The 26,179-nt window shown below is 72.2% G+C and carries 22 protein-coding genes; 8 read left to right on the top strand and 14 right to left on the bottom strand.

Translation table 11 applies throughout. From position 1 onward, the window contains the following. The first annotated feature begins 28 nt into the window (after positions 1–28). Positions 29–1,264, top strand: coding sequence for an SLC13 family permease (locus tag ACIBJG_RS08880; RefSeq protein WP_399305771.1), 1,236 nt, complete (start codon positions 29–31; stop codon positions 1,262–1,264). Between the two features lie 124 nt (positions 1,265–1,388). Here the strand turns inward: ACIBJG_RS08880 and ACIBJG_RS08875 are convergent, their stop codons facing one another. The 3 genes from ACIBJG_RS08875 to ACIBJG_RS08865 all read right to left on the bottom strand — a co-directional run bounded on the left by ACIBJG_RS08875 (position 1,389) and on the right by ACIBJG_RS08865 (position 8,553). Then, complete coding sequence (locus tag ACIBJG_RS08875; protein ID WP_399305768.1) at positions 1,389–2,849, bottom strand: glutamate synthase subunit beta; 1,461 nt, start codon at positions 2,847–2,849, stop codon at positions 1,389–1,391. Continuing rightward, positions 2,842–7,401, bottom strand: a complete 4,560-nt coding sequence (gene gltB, locus ACIBJG_RS08870; protein ID WP_399305766.1) for a glutamate synthase large subunit — start codon at positions 7,399–7,401, stop codon at positions 2,842–2,844. Before gltB ends, ACIBJG_RS08875 begins: the two co-directional genes overlap by 8 nt. 417 nt (positions 7,402–7,818) lie before the next feature. Continuing rightward, a complete protein-coding gene (locus ACIBJG_RS08865; protein WP_399305763.1) occupies positions 7,819–8,553 on the bottom strand; it encodes a VIT1/CCC1 transporter family protein in 735 nt (244 codons plus the stop codon). A gap of 264 nt (positions 8,554–8,817) precedes the next feature. Between ACIBJG_RS08865 and ACIBJG_RS08860 the strand changes: the two genes are divergently transcribed. The 7 genes from ACIBJG_RS08860 to ACIBJG_RS08830 are packed head-to-tail and all read left to right on the top strand — an operon-like array spanning position 8,818 to position 16,694. After that, a complete protein-coding gene (locus ACIBJG_RS08860) occupies positions 8,818–9,945 on the top strand; it encodes an ADP-ribosylglycohydrolase family protein (protein ID WP_399305760.1) in 1,128 nt (375 codons plus the stop codon). Then, the gene (locus tag ACIBJG_RS08855) at positions 9,942–11,294 is read left to right on the top strand and encodes an ADP-ribosylglycohydrolase family protein (RefSeq protein ID WP_399305757.1); all 1,353 of its coding nucleotides are present in this window, start codon (positions 9,942–9,944) and stop codon (positions 11,292–11,294) included. Before ACIBJG_RS08860 ends, ACIBJG_RS08855 begins: the two co-directional genes overlap by 4 nt. Beyond that, on the top strand, positions 11,221–12,423 hold the full coding sequence (locus ACIBJG_RS08850) for an ADP-ribosylglycohydrolase family protein (RefSeq protein ID WP_399305755.1): 1,203 nt from the start codon (positions 11,221–11,223) through the stop codon (positions 12,421–12,423). Before ACIBJG_RS08855 ends, ACIBJG_RS08850 begins: the two co-directional genes overlap by 74 nt. Further along, the gene (locus ACIBJG_RS08845) at positions 12,420–13,802 is read left to right on the top strand and encodes an ADP-ribosylglycohydrolase family protein (RefSeq protein ID WP_399305752.1); all 1,383 of its coding nucleotides are present in this window, start codon (positions 12,420–12,422) and stop codon (positions 13,800–13,802) included. The genes ACIBJG_RS08850 and ACIBJG_RS08845 overlap by 4 nt, the downstream gene beginning before the upstream one ends. After that, positions 13,799–14,683, top strand: a complete 885-nt coding sequence (gene rbsK, locus ACIBJG_RS08840) for a ribokinase (RefSeq protein ID WP_399305750.1) — start codon at positions 13,799–13,801, stop codon at positions 14,681–14,683. Before ACIBJG_RS08845 ends, rbsK begins: the two co-directional genes overlap by 4 nt. Next, positions 14,680–15,879, top strand: a complete 1,200-nt coding sequence (locus tag ACIBJG_RS08835) for a CaiB/BaiF CoA transferase family protein (protein WP_399305747.1) — start codon at positions 14,680–14,682, stop codon at positions 15,877–15,879. The genes rbsK and ACIBJG_RS08835 overlap by 4 nt, the downstream gene beginning before the upstream one ends. Continuing rightward, entirely contained in the window at positions 15,876–16,694 is an 819-nt protein-coding gene (locus tag ACIBJG_RS08830; protein ID WP_399305744.1) for an HpcH/HpaI aldolase/citrate lyase family protein, read from the top strand. Before ACIBJG_RS08835 ends, ACIBJG_RS08830 begins: the two co-directional genes overlap by 4 nt. A 198-nt stretch (positions 16,695–16,892) precedes the next feature. Here ACIBJG_RS08830 and lgt read toward each other — a convergent pair whose 3' ends face one another. The 11 genes from lgt to hisI all read right to left on the bottom strand — a co-directional run bounded on the left by lgt (position 16,893) and on the right by hisI (position 26,168). Beyond that, a complete protein-coding gene (gene lgt, locus ACIBJG_RS08825) occupies positions 16,893–17,867 on the bottom strand; it encodes a prolipoprotein diacylglyceryl transferase (protein ID WP_399305741.1) in 975 nt (324 codons plus the stop codon). Positions 17,868–17,966: 99 nt separating this feature from the next. After that, a complete protein-coding gene (locus ACIBJG_RS08820; RefSeq protein ID WP_399305738.1) occupies positions 17,967–18,794 on the bottom strand; it encodes a thioredoxin domain-containing protein in 828 nt (275 codons plus the stop codon). Positions 18,795–18,870: 76 nt separating this feature from the next. Continuing rightward, on the bottom strand, positions 18,871–19,683 hold the full coding sequence (gene trpA, locus ACIBJG_RS08815; protein WP_399305735.1) for a tryptophan synthase subunit alpha: 813 nt from the start codon (positions 19,681–19,683) through the stop codon (positions 18,871–18,873). Continuing rightward, the gene (gene trpB, locus ACIBJG_RS08810; protein WP_399305733.1) at positions 19,680–20,966 is read right to left on the bottom strand and encodes a tryptophan synthase subunit beta; all 1,287 of its coding nucleotides are present in this window, start codon (positions 20,964–20,966) and stop codon (positions 19,680–19,682) included. Before trpB ends, trpA begins: the two co-directional genes overlap by 4 nt. 140 nt (positions 20,967–21,106) lie before the next feature. Continuing rightward, the gene (gene trpM / locus ACIBJG_RS08805; RefSeq protein WP_399305730.1) at positions 21,107–21,322 is read right to left on the bottom strand and encodes a tryptophan biosynthesis modulator TrpM; all 216 of its coding nucleotides are present in this window, start codon (positions 21,320–21,322) and stop codon (positions 21,107–21,109) included. A 171-nt stretch (positions 21,323–21,493) separates the two neighbouring features. Beyond that, entirely contained in the window at positions 21,494–22,303 is an 810-nt protein-coding gene (gene trpC / locus ACIBJG_RS08800; RefSeq protein ID WP_399305727.1) for an indole-3-glycerol phosphate synthase TrpC, read from the bottom strand. A 115-nt stretch (positions 22,304–22,418) separates the two neighbouring features. Further along, positions 22,419–22,886: a DUF2752 domain-containing protein gene (locus tag ACIBJG_RS08795; RefSeq protein ID WP_399306283.1), complete on the bottom strand. Its 468-nt coding sequence runs from the start codon at positions 22,884–22,886 to the stop codon at positions 22,419–22,421. A gap of 143 nt (positions 22,887–23,029) precedes the next feature. Next, positions 23,030–23,278: an HGxxPAAW family protein gene (locus ACIBJG_RS08790; RefSeq protein WP_399305724.1), complete on the bottom strand. Its 249-nt coding sequence runs from the start codon at positions 23,276–23,278 to the stop codon at positions 23,030–23,032. A 131-nt stretch (positions 23,279–23,409) separates the two neighbouring features. Continuing rightward, positions 23,410–24,069, bottom strand: a complete 660-nt coding sequence (locus ACIBJG_RS08785; RefSeq protein WP_399305721.1) for a TIGR02234 family membrane protein — start codon at positions 24,067–24,069, stop codon at positions 23,410–23,412. 50 nt (positions 24,070–24,119) lie between these two features. After that, a complete protein-coding gene (locus ACIBJG_RS08780) occupies positions 24,120–25,607 on the bottom strand; it encodes an anthranilate synthase component I (RefSeq protein WP_399305719.1) in 1,488 nt (495 codons plus the stop codon). Between the two features lie 111 nt (positions 25,608–25,718). Next, entirely contained in the window at positions 25,719–26,168 is a 450-nt protein-coding gene (hisI, locus tag ACIBJG_RS08775; protein WP_399305716.1) for a phosphoribosyl-AMP cyclohydrolase, read from the bottom strand. Between the last annotated feature and the right edge of the window lie 11 nt (positions 26,169–26,179).

Genomic DNA, 26,179 nt, shown 5'->3' with positions numbered 1-26,179 from the left:
CGGGTGCCCGGTCTGACACGATGCCCGCATGCGCAATGATCACTCCACGCCGGGAGCCGCGCGTACCGGTGCGGCCTCCCTGATGCGGCGGCTGCATCCACTGGACTGGCTGGCGGGCGGGCTGCTCGTCCTGGGCGTGGTGGCGGTGCTGACCGGGCTGCTGCCGGCGGATCCGGCGGCGGATCAGATGCGGCGTATCGGGCCGCTGCTGGTGTTCCTGGCCACCGTGATCGTGCTGGCGGAGCTGGCGGGCAGGGCCCAGGTGTTCGATGTGGTGGCGGCCTGGGTGGCGCGGGCGGGAAGGGGCCGCTATCCCCTGCTCTTCGGGCTCTGCGTGGTGTTCGCGTCGCTGACGACGATCACCCTGAATCTGGACACCACCGCGGTCCTGCTGACCCCGGTGATGCTGGCGCTCGGGGCCCGGGTGGGCATCGCGGCCCTGCCGTTGGCGATGACGACGGTGTGGCTGGCCAACACGGCAAGTCTGCTGCTGCCGGTGTCGAACCTGACCAATCTGCTGGCGGCGGACCGGGTCGCACTGTCCCCGGCCGGTCTGGCCGCCGTGATGTGGCTGCCCCAGCTGGCCGCGATCGGGGTGACGGCCCTGTGTCTGTGGGTGTTCTACTGGCGCCGCGGCCGTCGCGGCGTCGACCGCTACACCCCGCCCGCGGTGCCGGTGGCCGGTGATCCGGTGCTGCTGCGGATCTGTTCGGTGGCGTGCGGCGGTTTCCTGCTGGCGATTCTGCTGGTCGACGTCCCGCTGTGGTCGGCCTCGCTGGTCGCGATGGTGGTCGTGGTGGCGGCCTATGCGGTGCGGCGCCGGGAGGAGCTGCGGGTGTCGCTGGTCCCGTGGCGGCTGCTGGTGCTGGTGCCGGGGATGTTCCTGGTCGTGGAGACGGTCAACGCGCACGGGCTGCACGAGCTGCTGGTGCGGGCGCTCGGCTCGGACAACGGCTTCGGGGGCATGCTGCGGTCGGCCGGGGTGGGCGCGGGGCTGTCCAATGTGCTGAACAACCTGCCGGCGTACGTGGCGGGCGAGGCGGTGATCCCGGCGGACAACCACCACCAGTTGCTCGCCCTGCTGATCGGGGTCAACGCGGGTTCCGTCGTCACGCCGTGGGGGTCGCTGGCGACGCTGCTGTGGTTCGAGCGGTGCCGTTGGCAGGGGACGCGGATCTCCGTGGGGCGCTTCGTCCTGACCGGTCTGGTGCTGTCCGTGGCGGCCGTGTCCGCCGCCACCTGTGCGCTGGCCCTGGTCACCTGAGGCACGGGGTTCGGCGACCTGCCCCGGGATGCGCCACGGCGCCTGCCGAATCGTCCGGTCGGGGACGGGCAGGCGCCGCGTTCAGTTCCGTACGCCGTTGTACGGGACGTCTGGTGTGCCGTGATCAGACCGTCAGGGAACGGTCCGTCGGGCGGATCGGGGCCGGCAGTGCGCTGGCTCCGGTCAGGAAGCGGTCCACGCCGCGTGCCGCGGAGCGGCCCTCGGCGATGGCCCACACGATGAGGGACTGGCCGCGGCCGGCGTCACCGGCGACGAACACGCCGCCGACGTTGGTCGCGTAGTCGTCGTCGCGGGCCACGTTGCCCCGCGCGTCGAGCTCCAGACCGAACTGCTGGACCAGCCCGTTGGCCTGGTCCGTGCCGGTGAAGCCCATCGCGAGGGTGACCAGCTGTGCGGGAATCTGCCGCTCGGTGCCGGGCTTCTGCTCCAGCTTACCGTCCTTGAACTCCACCTCGACGAGGTGGAGGGCCTGGACGTTGCCCTCCTCGTCGCCCTCGAAGTGGGTGGTGGAGACGGAGTAGACGCGCTCGCCGCCCTCCTCGTGCGCGGAGGTGACCTTGTAGAGCATGGGGAAGGTCGGCCAGGGCTGGTTGGCGTTCCGGTCCTCGCCCGGCTGCGGCATGATCTCCAGCTGGGTGACGGAGGCCGCACCCTGGCGGTGGGCGGTGCCGACGCAGTCGGCGCCGGTGTCGCCGCCGCCGATGACGACGACGTGCTTGCCCTCGGCGGTGATCGGGGAGACCGTCAGGTCGCCCTCCTGCACCTTGTTGGCGAGCGGCAGGTACTCCATCGCGAAGTGCACACCGTTCAGCTCACGGCCCGGGACGGGCAGATCGCGGGAGACGGTGGCGCCGGCCGCGATGACGACGGCGTCGTAGCGGCGCCGCAGCTTCGCGGCGTCGACGTCCTTGCCGACCTCGACCTCGGTGCGGAACTTGGTGCCTTCCGCGCGCATCTGCTCGATGCGGCGGTTGATGTGCGACTTCTCCATCTTGAACTCGGGGATGCCGTACCGGAGGAGTCCCCCGATGCGGTCCGCGCGCTCGTAGACGGCGACCGTGTGACCGGCCCGGGTCAGCTGCTGGGCGGCGGCGAGTCCGGCCGGGCCGGAGCCGATGACGGCCACGGTCTTGCCGGAGAGGCGCTCGGGCGGCTGCGGGGTCACGTCGCCGCGGTCCCACGCCTGGTCGATGATGGAGACTTCGACGTTCTTGATGGTGACGGCCGGCTGGTTGATGCCCAGCACACACGCCGACTCGCACGGGGCCGGGCAGAGCCGCCCGGTGAACTCCGGGAAGTTGTTCGTGGCGTGCAGGCGCTCGGACGCGGCGGTCCAGTCCTCGCGGTAGGCGTAGTCGTTCCACTCGGGGATGAGGTTTCCGAGCGGACAGCCGTTGTGGCAGAACGGGATGCCGCAGTCCATGCAGCGGCCGGCCTGCTTGCTGATGATCGGGAGCAGCGAGCCCGGAACGTAGACCTCGTTCCAGTCCTTGACGCGCTCGCCGACGGGGCGGGTCTTGGCGACCTCGCGGCCGGTGGTCAGGAAGCCCTTGGGGTCAGCCATTGGTCGCCGCCTCCATCATCTTCTCGGTGGTCTCCTGCTCGGAGAGACCGGCGAGCTCAGCGGCGTCCTTGGCGGCGAGCACTGCCTTGTAGGTGGACGGGATGATCTTGCTGAAGCGTGCCGCCGCGGTGGTCCAGTCGGCGAGGAGCTTCTCGGTGACCGTGGATCCGGTCTCCTCCTGGTGGCGGCGCACCACGTCGTGCAGCCACTGCCTGTCGGTGTCGGAGAGTTCCTCGACCGCGCCGAGGTTCCCGACGTTGACGTTGTCGCGGTTCAGGTCGATGACGTACGCGACGCCGCCGGACATGCCGGCCGCGAAGTTGCGTCCGGTCTCGCCGAGGACGACGGCGTGTCCGCCGGTCATGTACTCGCAGCCGTGGTCGCCCACGCCTTCCGAGACGACCGTGGCGCCGGAGTTGCGGACGCAGAACCGCTCACCGGTGCGGCCGCGCAGGAACAGTTCGCCGCCGGTGGCGCCGTAGGCGATGGTGTTGCCCGCGATGGTGGAGTACTCGGCGAGGTGGTCGGCGCCGCGGTCCGGGCGGACGACGACACGGCCGCCGGAGAGGCCCTTGCCGACGTAGTCGTTGGCGTCGCCCTCCAGTCGCAGCGTCACGCCGCTGGGGAGGAAGGCGCCGAAGGACTGGCCCGCGGAGCCGGTGAAGGTGATGTCGATGGTGTCCTCGGGCAGGCCCGCACCGCCGAACTTCTTCGTGACCTCGTGACCGAGCATCGTGCCGACGGTGCGGTTGATGTTGCGGATCGCGATCTGTGCGCGGACCGGCTGGGCGGACTCGGCGCTGTCGGCGCTCAGGGCGTCGGCGGCGAGCTTGATGAGCTCGTTGTCGAGGGCCTTGGCGAGGCCGTGGTCCTGCTCGTTGATCCGGTGACGGACGGCGCCTTCGGCCAGCTCGGGGACGTAGAAGAGCGGCTTGAGGTCGAGGCCCTGGGCCTTCCAGTGCGTGATCGCACGGTCGGTGTCCAGGAGCTCGGCGCGGCCGACGGCCTCTTCGATCGTACGGAAGCCGAGCTCGGCGAGGATCTCGCGGACTTCCTGGGCGATGAACTCGAAGAAGTTGACGATGTACTCGGCCTTGCCGGAGAACCGGTCGCGCAGGACCGGGTTCTGGGTGGCGATGCCGACGGGGCAGGTGTCGAGGTGGCAGACGCGCATCATGACGCAGCCGGAGACGACGAGTGGCGCGGTCGCGAAACCGAACTCCTCGGCGCCCAGCAGCGCGGCGATGACGACGTCGCGGCCGGTCTTGAGCTGGCCGTCGGTCTGCACGACGATGCGGTCGCGCAGGCCGTTGAGCAGCAGGGTCTGCTGGGTCTCGGCGAGGCCGAGCTCCCAGGGGCCGCCCGCGTGCTTCAGGGAGGTGAGCGGGGAGGCGCCCGTTCCGCCGTCGTGGCCGGAGATGAGGACGACGTCCGCGTGCGCCTTGGAGACACCGGCGGCGACCGTGCCGACACCGACCTCGGAGACCAGCTTCACGTGGATGCGGGCCGCCGGGTTGGCGTTCTTGAGGTCGTGGATCAGCTGAGCCAGGTCCTCGATGGAGTAGATGTCGTGGTGCGGCGGCGGGGAGATCAGGCCGACACCCGGGGTGGAGTGCCGGGTCTTGGCGACCCACGGGTAGACCTTGTGGCCGGGCAGCTGGCCGCCCTCGCCGGGCTTGGCGCCCTGCGCCATCTTGATCTGGATGTCGTCCGCGTTGACCAGGTACTCGCTGGTGACACCGAAGCGGCCGGAGGCGACCTGCTTGATGGACGAGCGGCGGGCCGGGTCGTAGAGCCGGTCGGCGTCCTCGCCGCCCTCTCCGGTGTTGGACTTGCCGCCCAGCTGGTTCATGGCGATGGCGAGGGTCTCGTGCGCCTCGCGGGAGATCGAGCCGTACGACATGGCGCCGGTGGAGAAGCGCTTGACGATGTCGGAGACGGACTCGACCTCGTCGATGTCGATGGCCTCGCGGCCCGGGGCGAAGCCGAAGAGTCCGCGGAGCGTCATCAGGCGCTCGGACTGCTCGTTCACCCGGCCCGTGTACTGCTTGAAGATGTCGTACCGGCGGCTGCGGGTGGCGTGCTGGAGGCGGAAGACCGTCTCCGGGTCGAACAGGTGCGGCTCGCCCTCGCGGCGCCACTGGTACTCGCCGCCGATCTCCAGCGCGCGGTGCGAGGCGGAGATGCCGGAGGCGGGGTAGCCCTTGGCGTGCCGGGCGGCGACCTCCTTGGCGACGACGTCGAGTCCGGCGCCGCCGATCTTGGTGGCGGTGCCGTTGAAGTACTGCGCGACGAAGTCCTCGTCGAGGCCGACGGCCTCGAAGACCTGGGCGCCGCGGTAGGAGGCGACGGTGGAGATGCCCATCTTGGACATGACCTTGAGGACGCCCTTGCCCAGGGCGTAGATGAGGTTGCGGATGGCCTGTTCGGCCTCGATGCCCTCGATGAACGTGCCGGCCCGGACGAGGTCCTCGACGGACTCCATGGCCAGGTACGGGTTGACCGCGGCGGCGCCGTAGCCGATCAGCAGCGCGACGTGGTGGACCTCGCGGACGTCACCGGCCTCGACCAGCAGGCCCACCTGGGTGCGCTGCTTGGTGCGGATGAGGTGGTGGTGGACGGCCGAGGTGAGCAGCAGCGACGGGATCGGCGCGTGCTCGGCGTCGGAGTGCCGGTCGGACAGGACGATCAGGCGGGCGCCGTCCTCTATGGCGGCGTCGACCTCGGTGCAGATCTGCTCGATCCGTGCGGCGAGTGTCTCGCCGCCACCGCTGACCCGGTAGAGGCCGGAAAGCGTCGCCGCCTTCATGCCCGGCATGTCGCCGTCGGCGTTGATGTGTATGAGCTTGGCGAGCTCGTCGTTGTCGATCACCGGGAAGGGCAGCGTGACGCTGCGACAGGCCGCGGCGGTCGGCTCCAGGATGTTGCCCGCGGGGCCCAGCGTGGAGCGCAGCGAGGTGACGAGCTCCTCGCGGATGGCGTCCAGCGGCGGGTTGGTGACCTGGGCGAACAGCTGGGTGAAGTAGTCGAAGAGCAGCCGGGGGCGCTCGGAGAGAGCGGCGATCGGCGAGTCCGTGCCCATGGAGCCGAGCGGCTCACCGGCGGTGCGGGCCATCGGGGCGAGGAGGACGCGGAGCTCTTCCTCGGTGTAGCCGAAGGTCTGCTGGCGGCGGGTGACGGAGGCGTGGGTGTGGACGATGTGCTCGCGCTCGGGGAGGTCCTCGAGCTCGATCTCGCCGGTTTCCAGCCACTCCTCGTACGGGTTCTCGGCGGCCAGGGACGCCTTGATCTCGTCGTCCTCGATGATGCGGTGCTCGGCGGTGTCGACGAGGAACATCTTGCCGGGCTGGAGGCGGCCCTTGCGGACGACCTTGGCGGGGTCGATGTCCAGGACGCCGACCTCGGAGGAGAGGACGACGAGGCCGTCGTCGGTGACCCAGTAGCGGCCGGGGCGCAGACCGTTGCGGTCGAGGACCGCGCCGACCTGGACGCCGTCGGTGAAGGTGACGCAGGCCGGGCCGTCCCAGGGCTCCATCATCGTGGAGTGGTACTGGTAGAAGGCGCGCCGGGCCGGGTCCATCGAGTCGTGGTTCTCCCACGCCTCGGGGACCATCATCAGGACCGAGTGCGGGAGCGAGCGGCCGCCGAGGTGGAGCAGTTCCAGGACCTCGTCGAAGGAGGCCGAGTCGGAGGCGTCCGGGGTGCAGACGGGGAAGATCCGGTCGAGCTCGGCGTCACCGAAGAGGCTGGAGGCGAGCTGGGACTCGCGGGCCTTCATCCAGTTGCGGTTGCCCTTGACCGTGTTGATCTCGCCGTTGTGCGCGACGAAGCGGTACGGGTGGGCGAGCGGCCAGCTCGGGAAGGTGTTGGTGGAGAAGCGGGAGTGGACCAGCGCGACCGTGGTGGCGAAGCGGTGGTCGGAGAGGTCCGGGAAGAACGGTTCCAGCTGCCCGGTGGTGAGCATCCCCTTGTAGACGATCGTGCGGGCGGAGAGCGACGGGAAGTAGACCCCGGTCTCACGCTCGGCGCGCTTGCGCAGCACGAAGGCCTTGCGGTCCAGGACGATGCCGGTGCTCTCGCCGTCCGCGACGAAGAGCTGGCGGAACTCGGGCATCGTGGCGCGGGCGCCGTTGCCGAGAATGTCCGGGGTGACCGGGACCTCGCGCCAGCCGAGGACCTTGAGGCCTTCTTCGGCGGCGATCTTCTCGAGGTTGCGGACGGCCTCGGTGGAGTCGTCCGCGGGCAGGAACGCGATGCCGACGGCGTAGGCGCCGGGTTCGGGGAGCTCGAAGGGGACCTCTTCGCGCAGGAAGGCGTCCGGGACCTGGAGCAGGATTCCGGCTCCGTCACCGGAGTCGGGCTCGGATCCGGTGGCTCCGCGGTGTTCGAGGTTGCGCAGTACGGTCAGCGCCTGCTCGACCAGCTCGTGGCCGGCCACACCGGTCAGAGTGGCTACGAACCCCACGCCACAGGCGTCGTGCTCGTTGCGGGGGTCGTACATCCCCTGCTGGGCGGGGCGACCGTCCATGGGCGACCAGGCGTCGGTGCGCATCGGCTCTCCCGTCGTCGTCGTGGCATTTTCAGTGCCGAGGGACGACGTTGGCCCTCTGCGAAATTTCGTGCAGATTACATGATGGGACGCTTCTCAAAAAGCGGATAGCTCGTTCCAACATACGGACACCGCCGTGGCGGTGGAGGGGGTCGCAGTCGGAGGATCGGCGCCCGGGAGACCACAGAGAGCAGGCGTCGTTGCCTGCGGTGTCTACGGCTCATGCCCGGCGGCAAAGGAAACGAAACCGCCGGGTAACGACTACTTATGTGTAGCCCTGCATAGAGTCTCATTTTACGTCGCGTACGACCGATCCGCCCAGTGGCGTTGATCAGGACGTACGTCACACAGGTGGCGGATACGTTACGGCCACGTGCACCGGACGGTGTACGTGGCCGTGGACGGACCCGGTGCGCAGGCTCAGCCCCCGACGGCGACGCCGAACAGTGCGCCCAGGCCGTAGGTGATCGCGGCCGCCGCCCCGCCGAGCACCAGCTGGCGCAGCCCGCTGAACCACCAGCTGCGGGCCGTGACCCGGGCCACCACCGCGCCGCAGCCGAAGAGCCCGGCCAGGGCGAGCAGCACGGCGGGCCACATCGCGTCCGCGCCGAGCAGGAACGGCAGTACGGGCAGCAGCGCGCCGAGCGCGAAGGCGCCGAACGAGGAGACCGCGGCGACGAGCGGCGACGGCAGGTCGCCGGGGTCGATGCCCAGCTCCTCGCGGGCGTGGATCTCCAGGGCCTGCTCGGGGTCGCGCGACAGCTGCCGGGCGACCTCGCGGGCCAGCCCGGCCTCGACCCCACGGGACTCGTAGAGCTCGGCGAGCTCCCGCTCCTCGTCCTTGGGGTGCTTGCGCAGCTCCCGCCGCTCGACGTCGAGCTCGGCCTCGACGAGCTCGCGCTGCGAGGCGACGGAGGTGTACTCACCGGCCGCCATGGAGAAGGCGCCCGCGGCCAGGCCGGCCAGGCCGGTGATCACGATCGTGCGGTGCGAGACCGCACCGCCCGCGACGCCGGTCATCAGGGCGAGGTTCGAGACGAGTCCGTCCATGGCACCGAACACCGCCGGACGCAGCCATCCGCCGTTCACGTCACGGTGGGTGTGGTTGTCCCGGTGCGCCTCGTGCAGTACGGCGTCGGTCTCGATGATGGACACGGCTCTCCCCTTCTCCGGCAGCGGATTGCGATCGCTCCGCCCCCGCTCGACATCATCGAAAGTACGCACGAAAAATGGCTCCCGCCAGCAAGGCAGGCCGTACTTACCACCCTCCGTAACCAGATAGGTACGCCTTGCCTTGCTGTCCGAAGGCCGTCATCCGAGTGGCCCTTTTGTGGTGATAATCGGCCTCTGTCGTGGCTTCGCGTGGCACAGATCCCACAGGGACGAGAACTGGCTCGCTGCGAGCGAAGGGTCGACGCGATGGAGCTGACCGCAGGAAATCCGGCAGGGCCGTGGACGAACGGCGTGCGGGCGCCGGTACGAGGGGCCGGCCCGGCCCGGGGCACCCTCGGTGACCGGGCCAGGGGTGCGCTGCTGGGCCTCGCGGTCGGCGACGCCCTCGGCGCCCCCGCGGAGAACATGCGGCCCTCCGAGATCCGCCGCCGCTGGGGCCGGATCGAGGGCTTCGTGAGCGACGACCCGGCGGGCACGGACGACACGGAGTACGCGATCTTCTCCGGGCTGCTGCTGGCCCGGCACGGCTCCGCGCTGACCGTCACCCATGTCGAGCGGGCCTGGCACCTGTGGATCGCCGATCTGGACGAGGGGCCGTTCCGCGGTGCCGGTTTCAGTGAGCGGGGCACGCTGGAGAACCTGCGCCGGGGCCTGGCCGCCCCGATCTCCGCCCAGCACCGGCACGCCTGGAGCGACGGTCTGGCGATGCGGGCGGCGCCCTTCGGTGTCTTCGCGGCGGGCCGGCCCGCGGAGGCGGCGCGGCTGGTCGCGGTGGACGGCCGGGTCAGCCATGAGGGCGAGGGCATCTACGGCGGCCAGGCGGTGGCGGCCGGGGTGGCGGCCGCGATGACGGGGGCCGGGGTCACCTCCGTGATCGCCGCCGCGCTCTCCGCCGTACCGATGGACTCGTGGACGGCACGCTCGCTGCGCCGGGCGGTGACGGCCGCGCAGCACCCGTATCCCGACCGCCTCACGAGGGAGCGGGCGGTGCGCTCGGCCGTCGTCATCGGCGGATACCCGTGGACGGACCTGGCACCGGAGGCGGTGGGCCTGGCCTTCGGCGCGTTCGCGGCGGCGCGCGGCGACTTCCGTACGGCGGTGCTGACCGCGGTCAACATGGGCCGCGACGCCGACACGACGGCCGCGGTGGCGGGCGCCCTGGCCGGAGCGCTGCACGGCGCGTCCGCCGTCCCGTCCCTCTGGGCGGACGCGATCGGCCCGGTCCGCGGCAGCTGCCTGCCCTCGATGCGCGGTTACCACGTCCTGGACATCGCGGACCTGCTCACCCCGGACGAGACGGAGGAGCGGGGCGGCGGTTCGCCCGGGCCGGGCCCCCGAGTGAGCGACGCCCCCGGAACGGCGGTGGGGCGATGACCACGGCCAGGGACACCTCCCGCACCGCGCCCCCGGAGACCGCCGGGTACCCGGACGACGCGCGCGAGCACCCCGGCGACGAGCGGCTGCGGGAAGCCGCACGGACCGCGGCCGGGCCGGGAGCCGCCCGCCCCGCCACGCCGCGCCGGGCCCGGATCGAGGGGCTGCTGCTCGGGCTCGCGTCCGGGGACGCCGCCGGGTGGCCGGCCGCGCGGCACCGGGCGGCCCGGATGCCGGAGTGGACCCGGCGCCTGACCCGCGAGCTCGACACCTTCGCCGAGCAGAACGCGACGACCACGCTGCCCGTCCCCATCGCGCTCAACCAGCCGCCCGAGCCCCTGCGGCTCGGCCCGTCCGACGACGCCGAATGGGCGGCCTTCGCGGCCGGGACCGTGCTCACCTCGGCGGCGGGTGCTCTGCAGGGCCTGACCCCCGCGCGGCGGATGCGGGCCGCCGTGGACGCCGCCTGGAACGCGCTGGCCGCCGAGGTCGCCGCGGCTGCCGCCCGGGCGCCCGAGGTCGAGTCGGCGGTGCTGCCGCTGCGGGCCCGGATCTCGGTCCGGGCCGGGCTCGGCAACCTCGCCGCGGGCCTGCGCCCGCCCGCCACCGGGCACGACAACCCGCACTACTTCGACGACGCCGCGTGCGTGCGCGCCGCCGTGCTGGCCGTCGTGCACCCCGGCGACCCCGGGGCCGCGGCCGATCTCGCGGAGTTCGACGCGCGCTACACCCAGGACGGTGACGGGGTGCACGGGGCGCGGGCGATGGCCGCCGCGATCGCCGAGGCGCTCGCCGGGGCCGACGTGGACACGGCGGTGAACGCGGCGCTCGCCCAGCTCCCCGAGGGCACCGAGATCGCCCGCAACGCCGCCCACGCGGTCAGGATCGCCCGCGACTTCGCCGGTGAACGGGCCGGCGCGTTCGCCCTCGTACCGGTGCTGGAGCATCAGATCGTCGACCACGTCTACAGCTACGGGATCGCCGCGGCCGAGACCGTCCCCGTCGCCCTCGCCCTGGCCACGGCCGCACGCGGCGACATCGCGCAGGCCGTGCCGTCGGCGGCCTGCCTCTCCCGGGTCGCCGATTCCGCGCCCGCCCTGGCCGGGGCACTGACCGGGGCGCTCGGCTCCATCAGCTCCGTGCCCGACGGCTGGCGCGAGGCGTGCCGCACCCTGGCAGGGTGCGCGCTGCCCCGTTTCGCGGGCACGGATCTGATCGAACTCGCCGGGCTGCTGGCAGACACGGAACCGGTGCCGCCGGGTGGACAATTCGGACATGACATCTACAGCGCCGACGGCGCCCACGAGGTCCGCACCCCCCACGACGCCCGCGGCGCCCACCCTCGATGAACGGATCGCGGGCGCGCTCGTCGGCGCGGCCGTCGGCGACGCGCTCGGCGGTCCGGTCGAGGGCCGGCCCCCCGAGCAGATCGTGGCCCGCCACGGCGGGCGGATCACCGGCGTCGTCGGCCCGTGGGACGGCGACGACTGGCGTACCGCCCGCCCCATCGCGCCGTACCACAAGGGCGACGGGCACGTCACCGACGACACGTTGATGACCCATGCGCTGGTCCGCGTGTACGGGAAGGTCCGCGGCCATCTCGACGCGTACTCCGTCGCCGACCACCTCGTACCGGAGCTGATCTCCAGCCCCCGCTGGATTCCGGAGCTGGAGGCCGAGGCGCTGCCGCTGCAGCGGATCTTCCTCGCCGAGAAGTGGATCGTCGCCCGGCTGCACTACGGCCATGTCGACCCGCGCGAGGCGGGCGCCGGAAACATCGTCAACTGCGGGGCGGCGATGTACATGGCGCCGGTGGGCCTGGTGAACGCGGCCCACCCACAGGCCGCGTACGCCGAGGCGCTGGATGTGGCGGGCGCACATCAGTCCAGCTACGGCAGGGAGGCGGCCGGCGTCCTCGCGGCCGCGGTCGCCGCGGCATGCGCGCCGGGGGCGACGCCCACGAGCGTCGTCGAGACGTGTCTGTCGCTGGCCAAGGACGGCACCAGGGACGCCATCGACGCGGTCTGCGAAACGGCCGTCGGCTGCCGGGACTTCGAGTCCGCGCTCGTCCCACTGCGTGAGGCCGTCGCCCCCTTCGACACGGTCGGCCCCGACTACCGCGCCCCCTCGCTCGGCGCCCGCCGCCCGTCCCGGCTGCACGCCATCGAGGAGCTCCCGGTCGCCCTCGGGATGCTGCTGGTCGCGGACGGGGACTACCGGCAGACGGTGCTCGGTTCGGTCAACTACGGGCGGGACTGCGACTCGATCGCCACGATGGGCGGCGCGATCGCGGGCGCGCTGCACGGCGAGCGGGCTGTCCCGGCCGACTGGGTGCGCACGGTCGGCGAGGCCAGCCGGCTCGATCTGCACGCCCCGGCCCGCGCCCTGACCGAGGTCGCCCGCGAGGTGTTCGCGCACGACACGGCCCGCCGCCGCGCCCACGAGGCCGCCTTCGCCACGCTGGCGGGCCGGCCGTGACCGCGACGGTGCGGGTGACCTGGGTCCAGCCCGAGGACCTGGTCGGGCACGAGTTGCGGCAGGCGGCCGAGGACGGGCGGGACGTCCGGGACATCGAGCGCCGTTGGTACGAGGCCGGCGGCTCGCCCGCCCCGGACCGCGCGGGCGCCTCGGCGCCCGCGGCCCCTCCCGGGCTGCGCGCGGTCGCCGGGCATCTGCTGGACGAACTCGCCCGGCTGGAGTCGCCGCTGGCCGACGACGAACCGACCGGGCTCGACGCGATCCGGGACGCCTGCCCGCAGTGGCCGCACCCGCCCGCGGAACCGTCCGCCGTGGACCGCGAGCGGCTGCACGCGGCCTGGCTGGGCCGCGCCGCCGGCTGTCTGCTCGGCAAGCCGGTCGAAAAGCTGCCGCTGGAGGGCATCCGCGCCCTGGCCCGCGCCACCGGCAACTGGCCGCTGAGCACCTGGTTCACCGGTCGCGGCCTGCCGCCGGCGCTGGCCGCCACCTATCCCTGGAACCGGCGCTCCGCACCCACCTCGCTGGCCGAGAACATCGACGGGATGCCCGAGGACGACGACCTCAACTATCCGTTGCTCACTGTGCTGTTGCTCCAGCGGTACGGCAGGTCCTTCAGCACTGCCGACCTGGCCCGGCTATGGCTGGACGAGCTCCCGGCGGGCCGGACGTTCACGGCCGAGCGGGTCGCGTACCGCAATCTGCTCGACGGCCTCGAACCGCCGGACACCGCCCGTCACCGCAATCCGTTCCGGGAGTGGATCGGGGCGCAGATCCGCGCCGACGTGCACGGCTGGACCCGTCCTGGAGACCCGGGCGCGGCCGCGGAGCAGGCACACCGCGACGCGGTCCTCACCCACACCGGGAACGGTGTGTACGGCGCCATGTTCACCGCGGCTGCGCTCGCCGAGGCCGCCGGCGGCGAGGCCGATGTGCACGGGTGCCTCGCCGCCGGTCTGCGCGTGGTGCCCCCGCGCTCCCGTTTCGCTCAGGCCGTACGGGACGGCATCGCCACGGCCGGCGAGGAGGACCGTTTCGATACGGTCGTCGACCGGTTGCACGCGACGTACGGCAGGTATCACTGGGTACATGTGCTTCCCAACGCGGCTCTGCTCGCCGCCGCCCTCACCCATGCCGACGGTGACTTCACCGGCTCGATCTGCCGTGCGGTGTCCGGCGGCTGGGACACCGACTCCAACGGAGCGACCGCCGGTTCGCTCGCCGGTCTGCTGGCCGGGCGGCCGGACGAGCTGCCCGACCGGTGGACCACCCCGCTGAAGAACCGGCTCGCCACGTCCGTCCCCGGATTCGACTCGGTCGGCTTCGACACGCTCGCCGACCTGACCCACCGGCTCACCCACGAGGAGGCACTCCGCCCATGACCAGAGTCGCGGTGCTCGGCAGCACCAATATGGATCTTGTGGCCTACGTCGACCGGGCCCCGGAGCGCGGGGAGACCGTCACCGGGCGGGAGTTCCGCACCGTTCCCGGTGGCAAGGGAGCCAACCAGGCCGTCGCCGCCGCCCGCGCGGGCGGTGACGTGATGATGATCGGCGCGGTGGGCAACGACGAGTACGGCCTGCGGATGCGGGAGAACCTGGAGCACTCGGGCGTCGACACCGATCTCCTGCACACCGCGGAGGGGCCCAGCGGCACCGCGCACATCGTGGTCGACGGCAAGGGCTCCAACGCCATCGTCGTCATCCCCGGCGCCAACGGCACCGTCACCGCGCTCGGCCCGGGCGAGATCGCCGCGATCGCCGAGGCCGATCTGCTGCTGCTCCAGCTGGAACTTCCGATGTCCGCCGTGGTCGAGGGGGCCCGGGCGGGGCACGCCCAAGGGGTACGGACGGTCCTCACCCCGTCCCCCGTACAGGATCTGCCCGCCGAACTCCTCGACTGTGTCGATCTGCTGATCGCCAACGAGCACGAGGCGGCCGAGCTGTCGGGGCACGCCGAACCGCACGCGGCGGCCGAGATCCTGCTCGGCGAGGTGCCCGCGCTCGTCATCACGCTCGGGTCGAAGGGCTGCCTGTACGCGGCCCGGGGCAGTCAGACCGTCCACTTCCCCGCCCCCGACGTGACCGCCGTCGACACCACCGGCGCCGGGGACACCTTCGTCGGGACGCTCGCCGTGGCGCTCGGCGAGGGGCGGCCGGTGCCACAGGCCCTCGCCTGGGCCTCGTCGGCCGCCGCGCTCTGCGTGCAGAAGCCCGGCGCGTCGATCTCCATGCCGTACCGCAGCGAAATCGACGCCGCGTGAGCGCGCCGGGAGCACCGCCCCTGACCGGGCTGCGGGTCATCGATCTCGCCACGCTGTTCGCGGGCCCCCTCTGCGCGACGATGCTGGGCGACTTCGGCGCCGAGGTGATCAAGGTCGAGCATCCGAGCAAGCCCGATCCGTCCCGGGGGCACGGGCCGGCGAAGGACGGGGTCGGTCTGTGGTGGAAGCTGCTCGGCCGCAACAAGCGCAATCTCACGCTCGATCTGTCCTGCCCGGGTGGCCGTGATCTGTTGCTGCGGCTCGCCGCCGACACCGACGTGATCATCGAGAACTTCCGGCCGGGGACGCTGGAGCGGTGGGGGCTCGGGCCGGCTGAGCTGCACGCCGTGAACCCGCGGCTGGTACTGGTCCGGGTCACGGGCTTCGGCCAGTTCGGCCCGTACGCGCACCGGCCCGGCTTCGGCACGCTCGCGGAGGCGATGAGCGGGTTCGCGGCGATCACCGGGGAGCCGGACGGCCCTCCGACGCTGCCGCCGTTCGGTCTCGCCGACTCGATCGCGGCGCTCGCCACGTCGTTCGCCGTGATGGCCGCGCTGGCCGGCCGGGACCGCACGGGCGTGGGCCAGGTCGTCGACATGGCGATCATCGAGCCGATCCTGACGGTGCTCGGCCCGCAGCCGCTCTGGTACGACCAGCTCGGCTACGTCCAGCCGCGCACCGGCAACCGTTCGCGCAACAACGCCCCGCGCAACACCTACCGCACCTCGGACGGGCAGTGGGTGGCCGTCTCCACGTCGGCGCAGTCCGTCGCGGAGCGCGTGATGCGTCTGGTGGGCCGGGCGGAACTGATCGACGAGCCGTGGTTCGCCGCCGGCACCACGCGGGCCGAGCACAGCGACGAACTCGACGAGGCGGTCGGCAACTGGATCGCCCGGCACACCCGGGACGACGCGCTCTCGGCGTTCGAGAAGGCGGAGGCGGCCATCGCACCCATCCACGACATCCGTGACGTGATGGAGGATCCGCAGTACCGGGCCCTGGACTCCATCACGGAGGTCGCCGACCCGGAGCTGGGCCCGCTGCGGATGCAGAACGTCCTCTTCCGGCTGTCCGGGACGCCGGGGTCGATCCGCTGGGCGGGGCGGCCGCACGGGGCCGACACGGAGGAGATCCTCACCGGGCTCGGTCTGAGCGGTGCGGAGATCGCGGCGCTCCGGACGGAGCGTGTCCTGTGACCGCCGAGACCCCGCTGACCTGGTTGTACGCCCCCGGCGACCGGCCGGACTTGGTGCGCAAGGCGCGCAGCTCGGGGGCGGACGTGGTGATCGTCGACCTGGAGGACGCGGTCGCCCCCGACCGCAAGGAGTACGCGCGGTCGGCTGCCGTCGAGCTGCTCTCCGAACCGGCCTCCCCCACCGCGGCGCCGGTCCACGTCCGGGTCAACGACGAGACGGACGTGCTGGCCCTGGCCGGGCTGCCGGGCCTCGGCGGGCTGCGGCTGCCGAAGATCACGCATGCGGCGTCCGTGCACCACATCGCGGCGCTGGCCCCGGGGGTCGCGCTCTGTCCGCTGCTGGAGTCGGCGCTCGGCATCGAGCACGCGTACTCGGTGGCCGCCGCCCATCCGCAGGTGCGCTCCATCGCCCTCGGGGAGGCGGACCTGCGGGCGGATCTGGGCGTACGGGAGGATGCGGGGCTCGACTGGTCGCGGAGCCGGGTGGTGGTCGCGGCCCGGGCGGCCGGGCTGGCCCCGCCCACTCAGTCGGTGTTCCCGGACGTCCGGGACCTGGACGGGCTGTGGGCGTCCTGCGCCCATGGGCGGGCGCTCGGGTTCCTGGGGCGCGCGGCAATCCATCCCCGGCAGCTTCCGGTGATCGAGCGGGCGTTCCGGCCGACGGCGCAGGAGGTCGAGGCGGCGCAGGAGATCGTCGAGGCGGCCCGGGTCCAGGCGGGTGCGCTGGCCCTGCCGGACGGCCGCTTCGTCGACGCGGCGGTGGTGGCCCAGGCCCACCGCACGCTCGCCCTGGCCGGGCGGGGCGGTGAGCGGTGAGCGGTGGCCGGGTAACGGTGAGCGGGCGGCACCCCGCTGACCGCCTTGTCCTCAATCGCCGGACGGGCTGGGTTTTCCGAGACGAGCGGCCGAAATCAAGCCCGTCCGGCGTTTGAGGACGCCGTGCCGCAGGCACGGACATGACGAGGGCCGCCGAATCGTTCGGCGGCCCTCGTCTTCGTGTGTGCGGCGTCGGCGTCAGCCCTTGGCGGTCTCCGCCTCACCGTTCGTCTTCGGCGTGCCCTCGTCGGCGTCGGCCTCGACCGGCTTCGTGTCAGCGGACTCCGTGTCGCCGCTCTCGGCCTCGCCGGACTCCGCGTCTTCGGCATCAACCGCGTCCTTGGCCTCAGGCGTCTCCGGCGCCTCCGGCTCGACGATCTCCTCGCGCCCCGGCCGTACCTTCGCCGAGATCACGATGTACGTCACCGCCAGCACGAACACGATCAGCGCGGTCCACACGTTCAGACGCAGGCCCAGGATGTGGTGGGCCTCGTCGACACGCATGTACTCGATCCAGGCGCGGCCCGCACAGTACGCGGCGACGTACAGCGCGAACGCCCGTCCGTGTCCGAGCTTGAAGCGGCGGTCCGCCCAGATCACCAGGAGCGCCACACCGATGCACCACAGCGACTCGTACAGGAAGGTCGGGTGGTAGGTGCCGGCGACCCGGTTGGGGCCCTCGCTGATCTTCAGCGCCCACGGGACGTGGGTCTCCTTGCCGTACAGCTCCTGGTTGAACCAGTTACCCCAACGGCCGCAGGCCTGGGCCAGGGCGATGCCGGGGGCGAGCGCGTCGGCCCATGCGGGCAGCGGGATCCCGCGGCGGCGGCAGCCGATCCAGGCACCGACCGCGCCGAGCGCGATCGCACCCCAGATACCGAGGCCGCCCTGCCAGATCTTGAAGGCGTCGACCCAGTTCTCACCGTCGCTGAAGTACAGCTGGTAGTCGGTGATGACGTGGTAGAGCCGACCGCCGACGAGGCCGAAGGGCACGGCCCAGACGGCGATGTCGGCAACAGTGCCGGATCTGCCTCCTCGGGCGACCCAGCGCTTGTTGCCGAACCAGACGGCGACGAAGACACCGATGATGATGCAGAACGCGTAGCCGCGAAGCGGGATCGGTCCGAGATCGATCACGCCGGTCGACGGGCTGGGGATGTAGGCAAGATTCATGGCATCGTCGACGCTACCCTGCCGGGCGGGACGTACGGCAACCCGCCCGACAACGTCTGGGTAACGAGCCGGTCATCGATTCCCCCGGTTGTCCCCCCCTCAGGAGCCCGAGGGGGCGGGCGTGGCGGTGCCCGGCTTCTTGCCCTTGTTGGCCTCGGCGACCCACTTCTTGAGGTTGGCCACGGTGATGGGCTCGTTCCCCTTCTTGGGGAAGATCGACTCGCCGTTGAGGAGCGCCGTCGGTGTGCCCTGGAATCCGCCCTTCTCGAACGCGGTGTTGGACTTCTGCACCCAGGCGTCGTGCGTCCCGTCCTCCACACAGCTGCGGAAGGCGGGCGTGTCGAGCCCCTCGACCTTCTTGGACAGATCGATCAGCTTGCTGTTGTCGCCGAAAGCGTCGTCGGACTCCGGCGGCTGGTTGCTGTACAGGACGTCGTGGTACGCGGGGAACTTGCCGGCATCCTGGGCGCAGGCCGCCGCGTTGGCCGCCTTGAGTGATCCGCTGCCGCCGAGATTGCCGTCGATCAGGGTGGCGAAGTGGTATTCGACCTTGATCTGCCCGCTCTGCTCCATCTGGTGGATGGTGTCCCGGAAGGCGTTCTCGAACTGGGCGCAGACCGGGCAGCGGAAGTCCTCCCAGACCGTGAGCGTGGACGGGGCGTCGTCCGCTCCCACCGGAATGGTCAGGCTGTCCTTGCCGGTGGCACCGGACGGTGCGACGGCGGGGCCCGACGCCTTGGCCTTGTCGCCCTTGCCGCCGGTGTTCGCCGCGATCACGCCGACGACGGCGGCCAGCCCCAGGACTCCCACCACGGCTGCGGAGACGATCAGCGTGCGGCGGCGGCGCTCACTCGCCCTCGCCTGCTCACGCTGCTGGATCAGCCGGTCTCGCGCGGCCCTTTTTCCCTCTTGGTTCTTCTCGCTCACACCCGCAGCAACGAACCGGGGAGGCACTCGCGTGCCTCCCCGGTCCCAGGTCCACCCATTCGGGTGAGGCCGGGTGTCAGCGCTTTCGAACACCTTCGGCCAGGTCGGCCGCCAGCGAACGGACGGCCGCGAGGCCTGCCGCCTCGTCCGGCGCGTCGAGCATCCGCTTGACGAAGGCGGACCCGACGATGACGCCGTCGGCGAAGCCCGCGACCTCGGCGGCCTGGTCGGCGTTGGAGACGCCGAGGCCGACGCAGACCGGGATGCCGGTGGTGGCGCGGGTGCGCCGCACCAGGTCCTGGGCCTGTTCGCCGACCGAGACGCGGGTGCCGGTGACCCCCATCAGCGAGGCGGCGTAGACGAAGCCGGAACCGGCCGCCGTGATGGTGGCCAGGCGCTCGTCCTTGCTGCTGGGCGCGACGACGAAGACGGTCGCCAGACCGTGCTTGCCGGCGTGCTCGCGCCACAGCGCGGACTCCTGGACCGGCAGGTCGGGCAGGATGCACCCGGCGCCGCCCGCCTCGGCGAGTTCGGCGGTGAAGCGCTCGACGCCGTACCGGTCGATCGGGTTCCAGTACGTCATGACGAGGATCGGGATGCCGGTCGCCTGGTGCGCCTCGCGGACCGTACGCATCACGTCGGCGATCCGCACACCGCCGCGCAGCGCGATGTCGTCGGCCGTCTGGATGACGGGGCCGTCGAGCACGGGGTCGCTGTGGGGCAGCCCCACCTCGACGACGTCGGCGCCGCCGGCGGCCACGGCCTTGATCGCCTCGATGGCGCCGTCCACGGTCGGGAAGCCGGCGGGCAGGTACGCGATCAGCGCGGCCCGGTTCTCGGCCTTCGCGGCGGCGAGCGTGGTGTTCAGCAGTTCGATGTTGCCGCTCACTTGACGTCCCCCTCGATCTCGGCGCCTTCGCCGCCCGCGTCGGCCTCGACCGCCGCGTCGGCCTCGTACAGTCCGAAGTAGCGCGCTGCCGTGTCCATGTCCTTGTCGCCGCGGCCGGACAGGTTGACCAGGATCAGGCCGTCCTTGCCGAGCTCCTTGCCGACCTCCAGGGCGCCGGCCAGCGCGTGCGCGCTCTCGATGGCCGGGATGATGCCCTCGGTGCGGGAGAGCAGGCGCAGCGCCTGCATGGCCGCGTCGTCGGTGACCGCGCGGTACTCGCCCCGGCCGATGTCCTTCAGGTAGGCGTGCTCCGGGCCGATGCCGGGGTAGTCCAGACCGGCCGAGATGGAGTACGGCTCGGTGATCTGGCCCTCGTCGTCCTGGAGGACGTAGCTGCGCGAGCCGTGCAGGATGCCGGGCTCGCCCTCGGTCAGGGTCGCCGCGTGCTCGCCGGTCTCCACTCCGTGCCCGGCGGGCTCGCAGCCGATGAGGCGGACTCCGGCGTCCGGGATGAGGGCGTGGAAGAGCCCGATGGCGTTGGAGCCGCCGCCGACGCAGGCGATGGCGGCGTCCGGCAGCCGGCCGGCCCGTTCGAGGATCTGCCGCCTGGCCTCGACGCCGATCACGCGGTGGAAGTCGCGGACCATCGCGGGGAAGGGGTGCGGGCCCGCGACCGTACCGAAGAGGTAGTGGGTGCGGTCCACGTTGGCGACCCAGTCGCGGAACGCCTCGTTGATGGCGTCCTTGAGGGTGCGGGAGCCGGACTTCACGGCGATGACCTCGGCGCCGAGCATCCGCATGCGCGCCACGTTCAGCGCCTGCCGCTCGGTGTCGATCTCGCCCATGTAGATGGTGCATTCGAGACCGAAGAGCGCGCAGGCGGTCGCGGTGGCGACGCCGTGCTGGCCGGCTCCGGTCTCCGCGATGACGCGGGTCTTGCCCATGCGCCTGGTGAGCAGCGCCTGGCCCAGCACGTTGTTGATCTTGTGTGAGCCGGTGTGGTTCAGGTCCTCGCGCTTGAGGAAGATCCGCGCGCCGCCGGCGTGCTCGGCGAAGCGGGCCACCTCGGTGAGGGCGCTGGGGCGGCCGGTGTAGTTCACCATGAGCTCGTTGAGCTCGGCGGCGAAGGCCGGGTCGGCCTTGGCCTTGTCGTACTCGACGGCGACCTCGTCCACGGCGGCGACGAGCGCCTCCGGGATGAACTTTCCGCCGTACGCACCGAAGTACCCCTCGGCGCTGGGGATCAGACCCTCCGGGTCCGGAATGAAGAAGTCGGACGACATCTCGACGTGCTCCTCGGCATGGCAGTGGATGGGTTCACCGTATGCGCCGTGAGCGGGGCGCCGCCGCGGCCGTGGGTGGCCGGGCGGTGCGGTCGTGCGGATCCGCCGCGTGGGGCGGGGTTCGACGGCCGGGGCTCGCTCTACTGCGCGGACCCCGTGCGCCATCGCATGCCGTTGACCTGACCGGGCTCGTCGCCGATCACGTACCGCACCCGCCGTCCGTGCACGCGGCGGGCGGGGGCGCGGCAGCCGCGGGGGCGGCAGCCGCGTGCCAGCGGCGCGTGCGGGTCGCGGCCCGTCGCCCGGGCGGGGCGGAGGCATGCCCGAGGCCGGAGCGCGGAACGGTCGGGGGTCACGGGCTGGGGCCTTTCGTTCGGATCAGGCCGGATCAGGGAGCGGGGTCCGGTGCGTGCAGCTGCAAGGCGGAGGAGGGAGTCACTGCGGAGCATTGGCGACCGACGACAACGCGGCAGTTTCGTTTGGATCAGGCCGGGCTCGCGGGCCCCGGTGCGCACACCGGCCCTAGGTCAGTTCCGTCCGTGCCGGAGCGCCGGGTGGGCGCCGGCGGCGACCAGGTCGGCGACGGCCGACCGCGGGTCGCGGCCCGTGACCAGGGACTCGCCGACCAGCACACCGTCCGCGCCCGCGTTGGCGTAGGCGATGAGGTCGTGCGGTCCGCGAACGCCGGACTCGGCGATCTTGACGATGTGGTCGGGGATCTCGGGGGCGACGCGCTCGAAGGTGGAGCGGTCGACCTTGAGGTCCTTCAGGTTGCGGGCGTTGACGCCGATGATCTTCGCGCCGGCGTCCACCGCACGCTCGGCCTCCTCCTCGTCGTGCGCCTCGACCAGCGGCGTCAGGCCGATGGACTCGGCGCGCTCGATCAGGGAGACGAGGGCCTCCTGGTCGAGGGCGGCGACGATCAGCAGGGCGAGGTCGGCGCCGTAGGCGCGTGCCTCCCACAGCTGGTACGAGGTGACGATGAAGTCCTTGCGCAGGATCGGGATGTCGACCTTGGCGCGGACGGCCTCCAGGTCGCCCAGCGATCCGCCGAAGCGGCGCTCCTCGGTGAGGACGGAGATGACGGACGCGCCGCCGGCCTCGTAGTCCGCGGCGAGCGCGGCCGGGTCGGCGATGGCGGCAAGGGCGCCCTTGGAGGGGCTGGAGCGCTTGACCTCGCAGATGACGGTCACGCCCTCGCCGCGCAGGGCGGCGACTCCGTCCTTGGCCTGGGGAGCGCGGGCCGCGCGTTCCTTGAGCTCGTCGAGGCTGACGCGCGCCTGCCGCTCCGCGAGGTCGGCGCGGACGCCGTCGATGATCTCGTCGAGCACACTCACGCGAGAGGCCCCCTTCCGGGACGTTGATAAGGGAACAGGACTGGCCCTGCCGATGGTATCCGCAGGAAGCCGATGGGCTCGCATCCGACCGACGAATGTCCCACTACCTGGGCAATCACGGCGCCAGCGCCGATCCGAACGGCAGGTTCCGGACCACGGAGAAGATCAGCATTACGGCTCCGATCCCCCACCAGTGGACCGGTTTCAGGTCGATCCGCAGCGGCCTCCCGGTGGCCGCGCGGACCGCCCAGAGGGCCCAGAGCGCGGCGAAGGCCACGTATCCGACGACCGCGAGGGCGTTGGCACCGAGCGCCGCCACGATGTCACCGTGCGCGAAGGCGTGGGCGCTGCGCAGTCCGCCGCAGCCCGGGCAGTAGATGCCGGTGAACCGGAGCAGCGGGCAGACCGGGTAGTGGCCCGGCTCGTTGGGGTCGACGCTGCCGACGTAGGCGAAGGCCCCGACGACGCCGGCCAGGACGGCGGCCGGGGTCGCGATCCGTCGCAGCCGTGAGACGGGCACGGGAGCGGGCGGGAAGACCGGCGGGGCCCCCTGAGGGCCGGGCGCCGGGGGCGGGCCGGGCACCGACTGGGGGCCGGGCGCCGGCGGAGCGGGAGAAGGCGGAGCGGGAGAAGGCGATGGGTCCACTCGGTGATTGTCGCCGCGATGACGGAAAGGCGCAGCCCGGACCGGGCTGCGCCTTGTGCGCGTGCGTCGCTGGGACCGCTTCAGGAGATCTGCGCCTGCCCGGCGCGGGCCCTGGCCTCGGCCAGCTCCGCCGACTCCTTCGGCATGCCGAGGCCGGCGGCCTTCATCGCGAAACCGACGATCCCGCCGATGAGGACGACGGCGATACCGGCCCAGAAGCCGAGCGGGTTGGCCGCGACCATGAAGACGCCCGCGATGCAGAAGCCGATGAAGGCGATGATGACACCGGTCCAGGCGGCCGGGGTGTGTCCGTGGCTGCTGCCCGCCATGAGTTGCTCCTCGTTGGTGTTGCGCTGTTGGTATCGCTCGGGGTCGCCGCGACCGTGCCGCTGTGGGTGCCGCTGTGCTGCGAGCTCAGGGTCATTGTCCCGTACGGGCGGGTGCGACGTGAGCTGGGGGGTCATGCCTCGCGCGTCGGGTCCTCGCCGCGGTCGAGGGCCTTCCACAGGTCCTCGGGCCGGTCGGGGTCAGGGGCGGGGCGACGGACCTTGCGCGGACGCGGGGTGCCGTCGCGCTCGTACCGGCCGGACATCGTGGGCCAGCGGCTGCCGTAGCGCAGGGCGAGGAGCCCGGCGAGGAGGATCAGCAGTCCGCCGGCCGCGGTGACGTAGGGCCAGGCGGTGTGGCTGAGGGCCTCGATGGTGGCCGAGCTGTCGCCGGTGGACTGGGCGGCCTTCTCGTCGAGCGCGGCGCTGTCGGTGGCGCCGAGGTAGGCGCTCAGTGCGGCGCCGAGCCCGCTGAGGGTCAGCAGTCCCGCGACGGCCAGCCGGCCGGTGCCGCGGACGGCGAAGACGGCGACGAGGGCGGCCAGGCCGACTATGGCGAGGGCCGCGGGGAGGCCGGTGACGTCCTGCCCCTCGGCGTTCAGCGCCAGGGTGCCGCCGCCTACTGCGGCCTTGCCCCCGGCCCAGGTCTGCCCGGAGGCGAGCAGGACGACAGTGGCTCCGGCCGCCCCGAGGAGCAGGCCGGCCGCAAGGCTTCGGCGGCTTCCCGCGCTGTCGGGCGCGGCGGCGGCTTCGGCACGGGGCTGGGGTACGGGGACAGCACTCACGTACTCCACTATCCCTTACGTCCTCCGGGCAGCCGACCGCCCCCCTTGTGGGGCCTGTCTCAGCTGCCGCCGAGCCGGTTCGCCGTGTGTACGGCGCGCAGCACCGCCGCGGCCTTGTTGCGGCACTCGGTGTCCTCGGCGACCGGGTCGGAATCGGCGACGACACCGGCTCCGGCCTGGACGTATGCCGTGCCGTCCCGCAGCAGTGCGGTACGGATCGCGATGGCGGTGTCGGAGTCCCCGGCGAAGTCGAGGTAGCCGACGCAGCCGCCGTACAGTCCACGGCGGGTGGGTTCGAGCTCCTCGATGATCTGCATGGCGCGCGGTTTGGGGGCGCCGGACAAGGTGCCCGCCGGGAAGCACGCGGTGAGGACGTCGAAGGCGGTGCGGCCCTCGGCGACGCGGCCGGTGACGGTGGACACGATGTGCATCACATGCGAGTAGCGCTCGATCGACATGAAGTCGACGACCTCGACGCTGCCGGGTTCGCAGACCCGTCCCAGGTCGTTGCGGCCGAGGTCGACGAGCATCAGGTGCTCGGCGCGTTCCTTCGGGTCGGCGAGGAGCTCGTCGGCGAGCGCCTGGTCCTCCTGGGGGGTGGCGCCGCGGTGCCGGGTGCCGGCGATCGGGTGGAGCATCGCGCGGCCGTCCTCGACCTTGACGAGGGCCTCGGGGCTGGAGCCCGCGACGTCGAAGCCGTCGAAGCGGAAGAGGTACATGTACGGCGAGGGGTTGGTGGCGCGCAGCACCCGGTAGACGTCCAACGCACTGGCCGTGCACGGGGTTTCGAAGCGCTGGGAGGGGACGACCTGGAAGGCCTCACCGGCCCGGATGCGCTCCTTCACGTCCTCGACCGCGTCCTGGTACGCGGGGCCGCCCCAGAGGGCGGTGTACGGCGGGAGTTCGGACGGCGGGAGGGCGGCGGGCGCGTTCTCGACGGGACGGCTGAGGTCCCGCTCCATGGCGTCGAGCCGGGCGACGGCGTCGGCGTACGCCTCGTCGGCGCCGGTGGCCAGGTCGTTGTGGTTGATCGCGTTGGCGATCAGCAGGACGCTGCCGTCCCAGTGGTCGAGGACGGCGAGGTCGGAGGTGAGCAGCATCGTCAGCTCGGGCAGCTTCAGGTCGTCGCCGCCGCTCTCGCCGATCCTCTCCAGCCGGCGCACGACGTCGTAGCCGAGGTAGCCGACCATGCCGCCGGTGAAGGGCGGCAGCCCGGATTCCTGGTCGTGCGGGGTGTGGAGCGTCTCGATGGTCGCGCGCAGGGCCTGGAGCGGGTCTCCCTCGACGGGGACGCCGACCGGCGGGGTGCCGAGCCAGTGGGCCCTGCCGTCCTTCGTGGTGAGCGTGGCGGCGCTGCGTACGCCGATGAAGGAGTACCGCGACCAGGTGCGGCCGTTCTCCGCGGATTCGAGGAGGAAGGTGCCGGTGCGCTCCCCCGCGAGCTTGCGGTAGAGGCCGACCGGGGTGTCGCCGTCCGCGAGGAGCCGGCGGGTGACGGGGATGACGCGCCGGTCGACGGCCAGCTTGCGGAAGGTGTCGAGGTCCATGGCGGCAGACCCTACTGTCCGAGGGGGTGCCTCGCCGACCAGGGTCGGATCAGGCCGCGGCGTCTGGTGCGGTGCATCGCAAGGCGCCGGGGCGTCCTCATCGCGGAGCGATCAGGACGTTTCGGTAACGCCGCGAGGTGCCGTACCAGACGCCGCGGACCCGGCCCTGGTCGGCGAGGCACCCCCTGGGGGCAGGACGTCGGCGTCGAAACAGGTGCGGTCGCCCGTGTGGCAGGCGGCGCCCGTCTGGTCGACCCTGACGAGGACGGTGTCGGCGTCGCAGTCCAGGGCTACGGACTTGACCAGCTGGATGTGGCCGGAGGTGTCGCCCTTGACCCAGTACTCCTGGCGGCTGCGCGACCAGTAGGTGCAGCGGCCGGTGGTGAGGGTGCGGTGCAGCGCCTCGTCGTCCATCCAGCCGAGCATCAGCACCTCGCCGGTGTCGTACTGCTGGGCGATGGCCGGGACCAGCCCGTCGGCGCCGCGCTTGAGGCGGGCGGCGATGTCGGGGTCGAGGTCGCTGGCGGGACGGGGGGTGCCGGGCGTGGGCGTGCTGGTCATGTGCCCATTGT

Source organism: Streptomyces sp. NPDC050422 (genome assembly GCF_044458665.1).
Lineage (GTDB): Bacteria > Actinomycetota > Actinomycetes > Streptomycetales > Streptomycetaceae > Streptomyces.
This window is presented reverse-complemented; position numbering and strand designations above follow the sequence as displayed.

Bases quoted from the DNA above. Each gene is read 5' to 3' on its own strand.
- ACIBJG_RS08880 (WP_399305771.1), top strand. From the start codon at position 29: ATGCGCAATGATCACTCCACGCCGGGAGCCGCGCGTACCGGTGCGGCC.
- ACIBJG_RS08855 (WP_399305757.1), top strand. From the start codon at position 9,942: ATGACCACGGCCAGGGACACCTCCCGCACCGCGCCCCCGGAGACCGCC.
- ACIBJG_RS08860 (WP_399305760.1), top strand. From the start codon at position 8,818: ATGGAGCTGACCGCAGGAAATCCGGCAGGGCCGTGGACGAACGGCGTG.
- ACIBJG_RS08850 (WP_399305755.1), top strand. From the start codon at position 11,221: ATGACATCTACAGCGCCGACGGCGCCCACGAGGTCCGCACCCCCCACG.
- lgt (WP_399305741.1), bottom strand. From the start codon at position 17,867: ATGAATCTTGCCTACATCCCCAGCCCGTCGACCGGCGTGATCGATCTC.
- trpB (WP_399305733.1), bottom strand. From the start codon at position 20,966: ATGTCGTCCGACTTCTTCATTCCGGACCCGGAGGGTCTGATCCCCAGC.
- ACIBJG_RS08790 (WP_399305724.1), bottom strand. From the start codon at position 23,278: ATGGCGGGCAGCAGCCACGGACACACCCCGGCCGCCTGGACCGGTGTC.
- ACIBJG_RS08780 (WP_399305719.1), bottom strand. From the start codon at position 25,607: ATGGACCTCGACACCTTCCGCAAGCTGGCCGTCGACCGGCGCGTCATC.
- rbsK (WP_399305750.1), top strand. From the start codon at position 13,799: ATGACCAGAGTCGCGGTGCTCGGCAGCACCAATATGGATCTTGTGGCC.
- ACIBJG_RS08875 (WP_399305768.1), bottom strand. From the start codon at position 2,849: ATGGCTGACCCCAAGGGCTTCCTGACCACCGGCCGCGAGGTCGCCAAG.
- hisI (WP_399305716.1), bottom strand. From the start codon at position 26,168: ATGACCAGCACGCCCACGCCCGGCACCCCCCGTCCCGCCAGCGACCTC.
- gltB (WP_399305766.1), bottom strand. From the start codon at position 7,401: ATGCGCACCGACGCCTGGTCGCCCATGGACGGTCGCCCCGCCCAGCAG.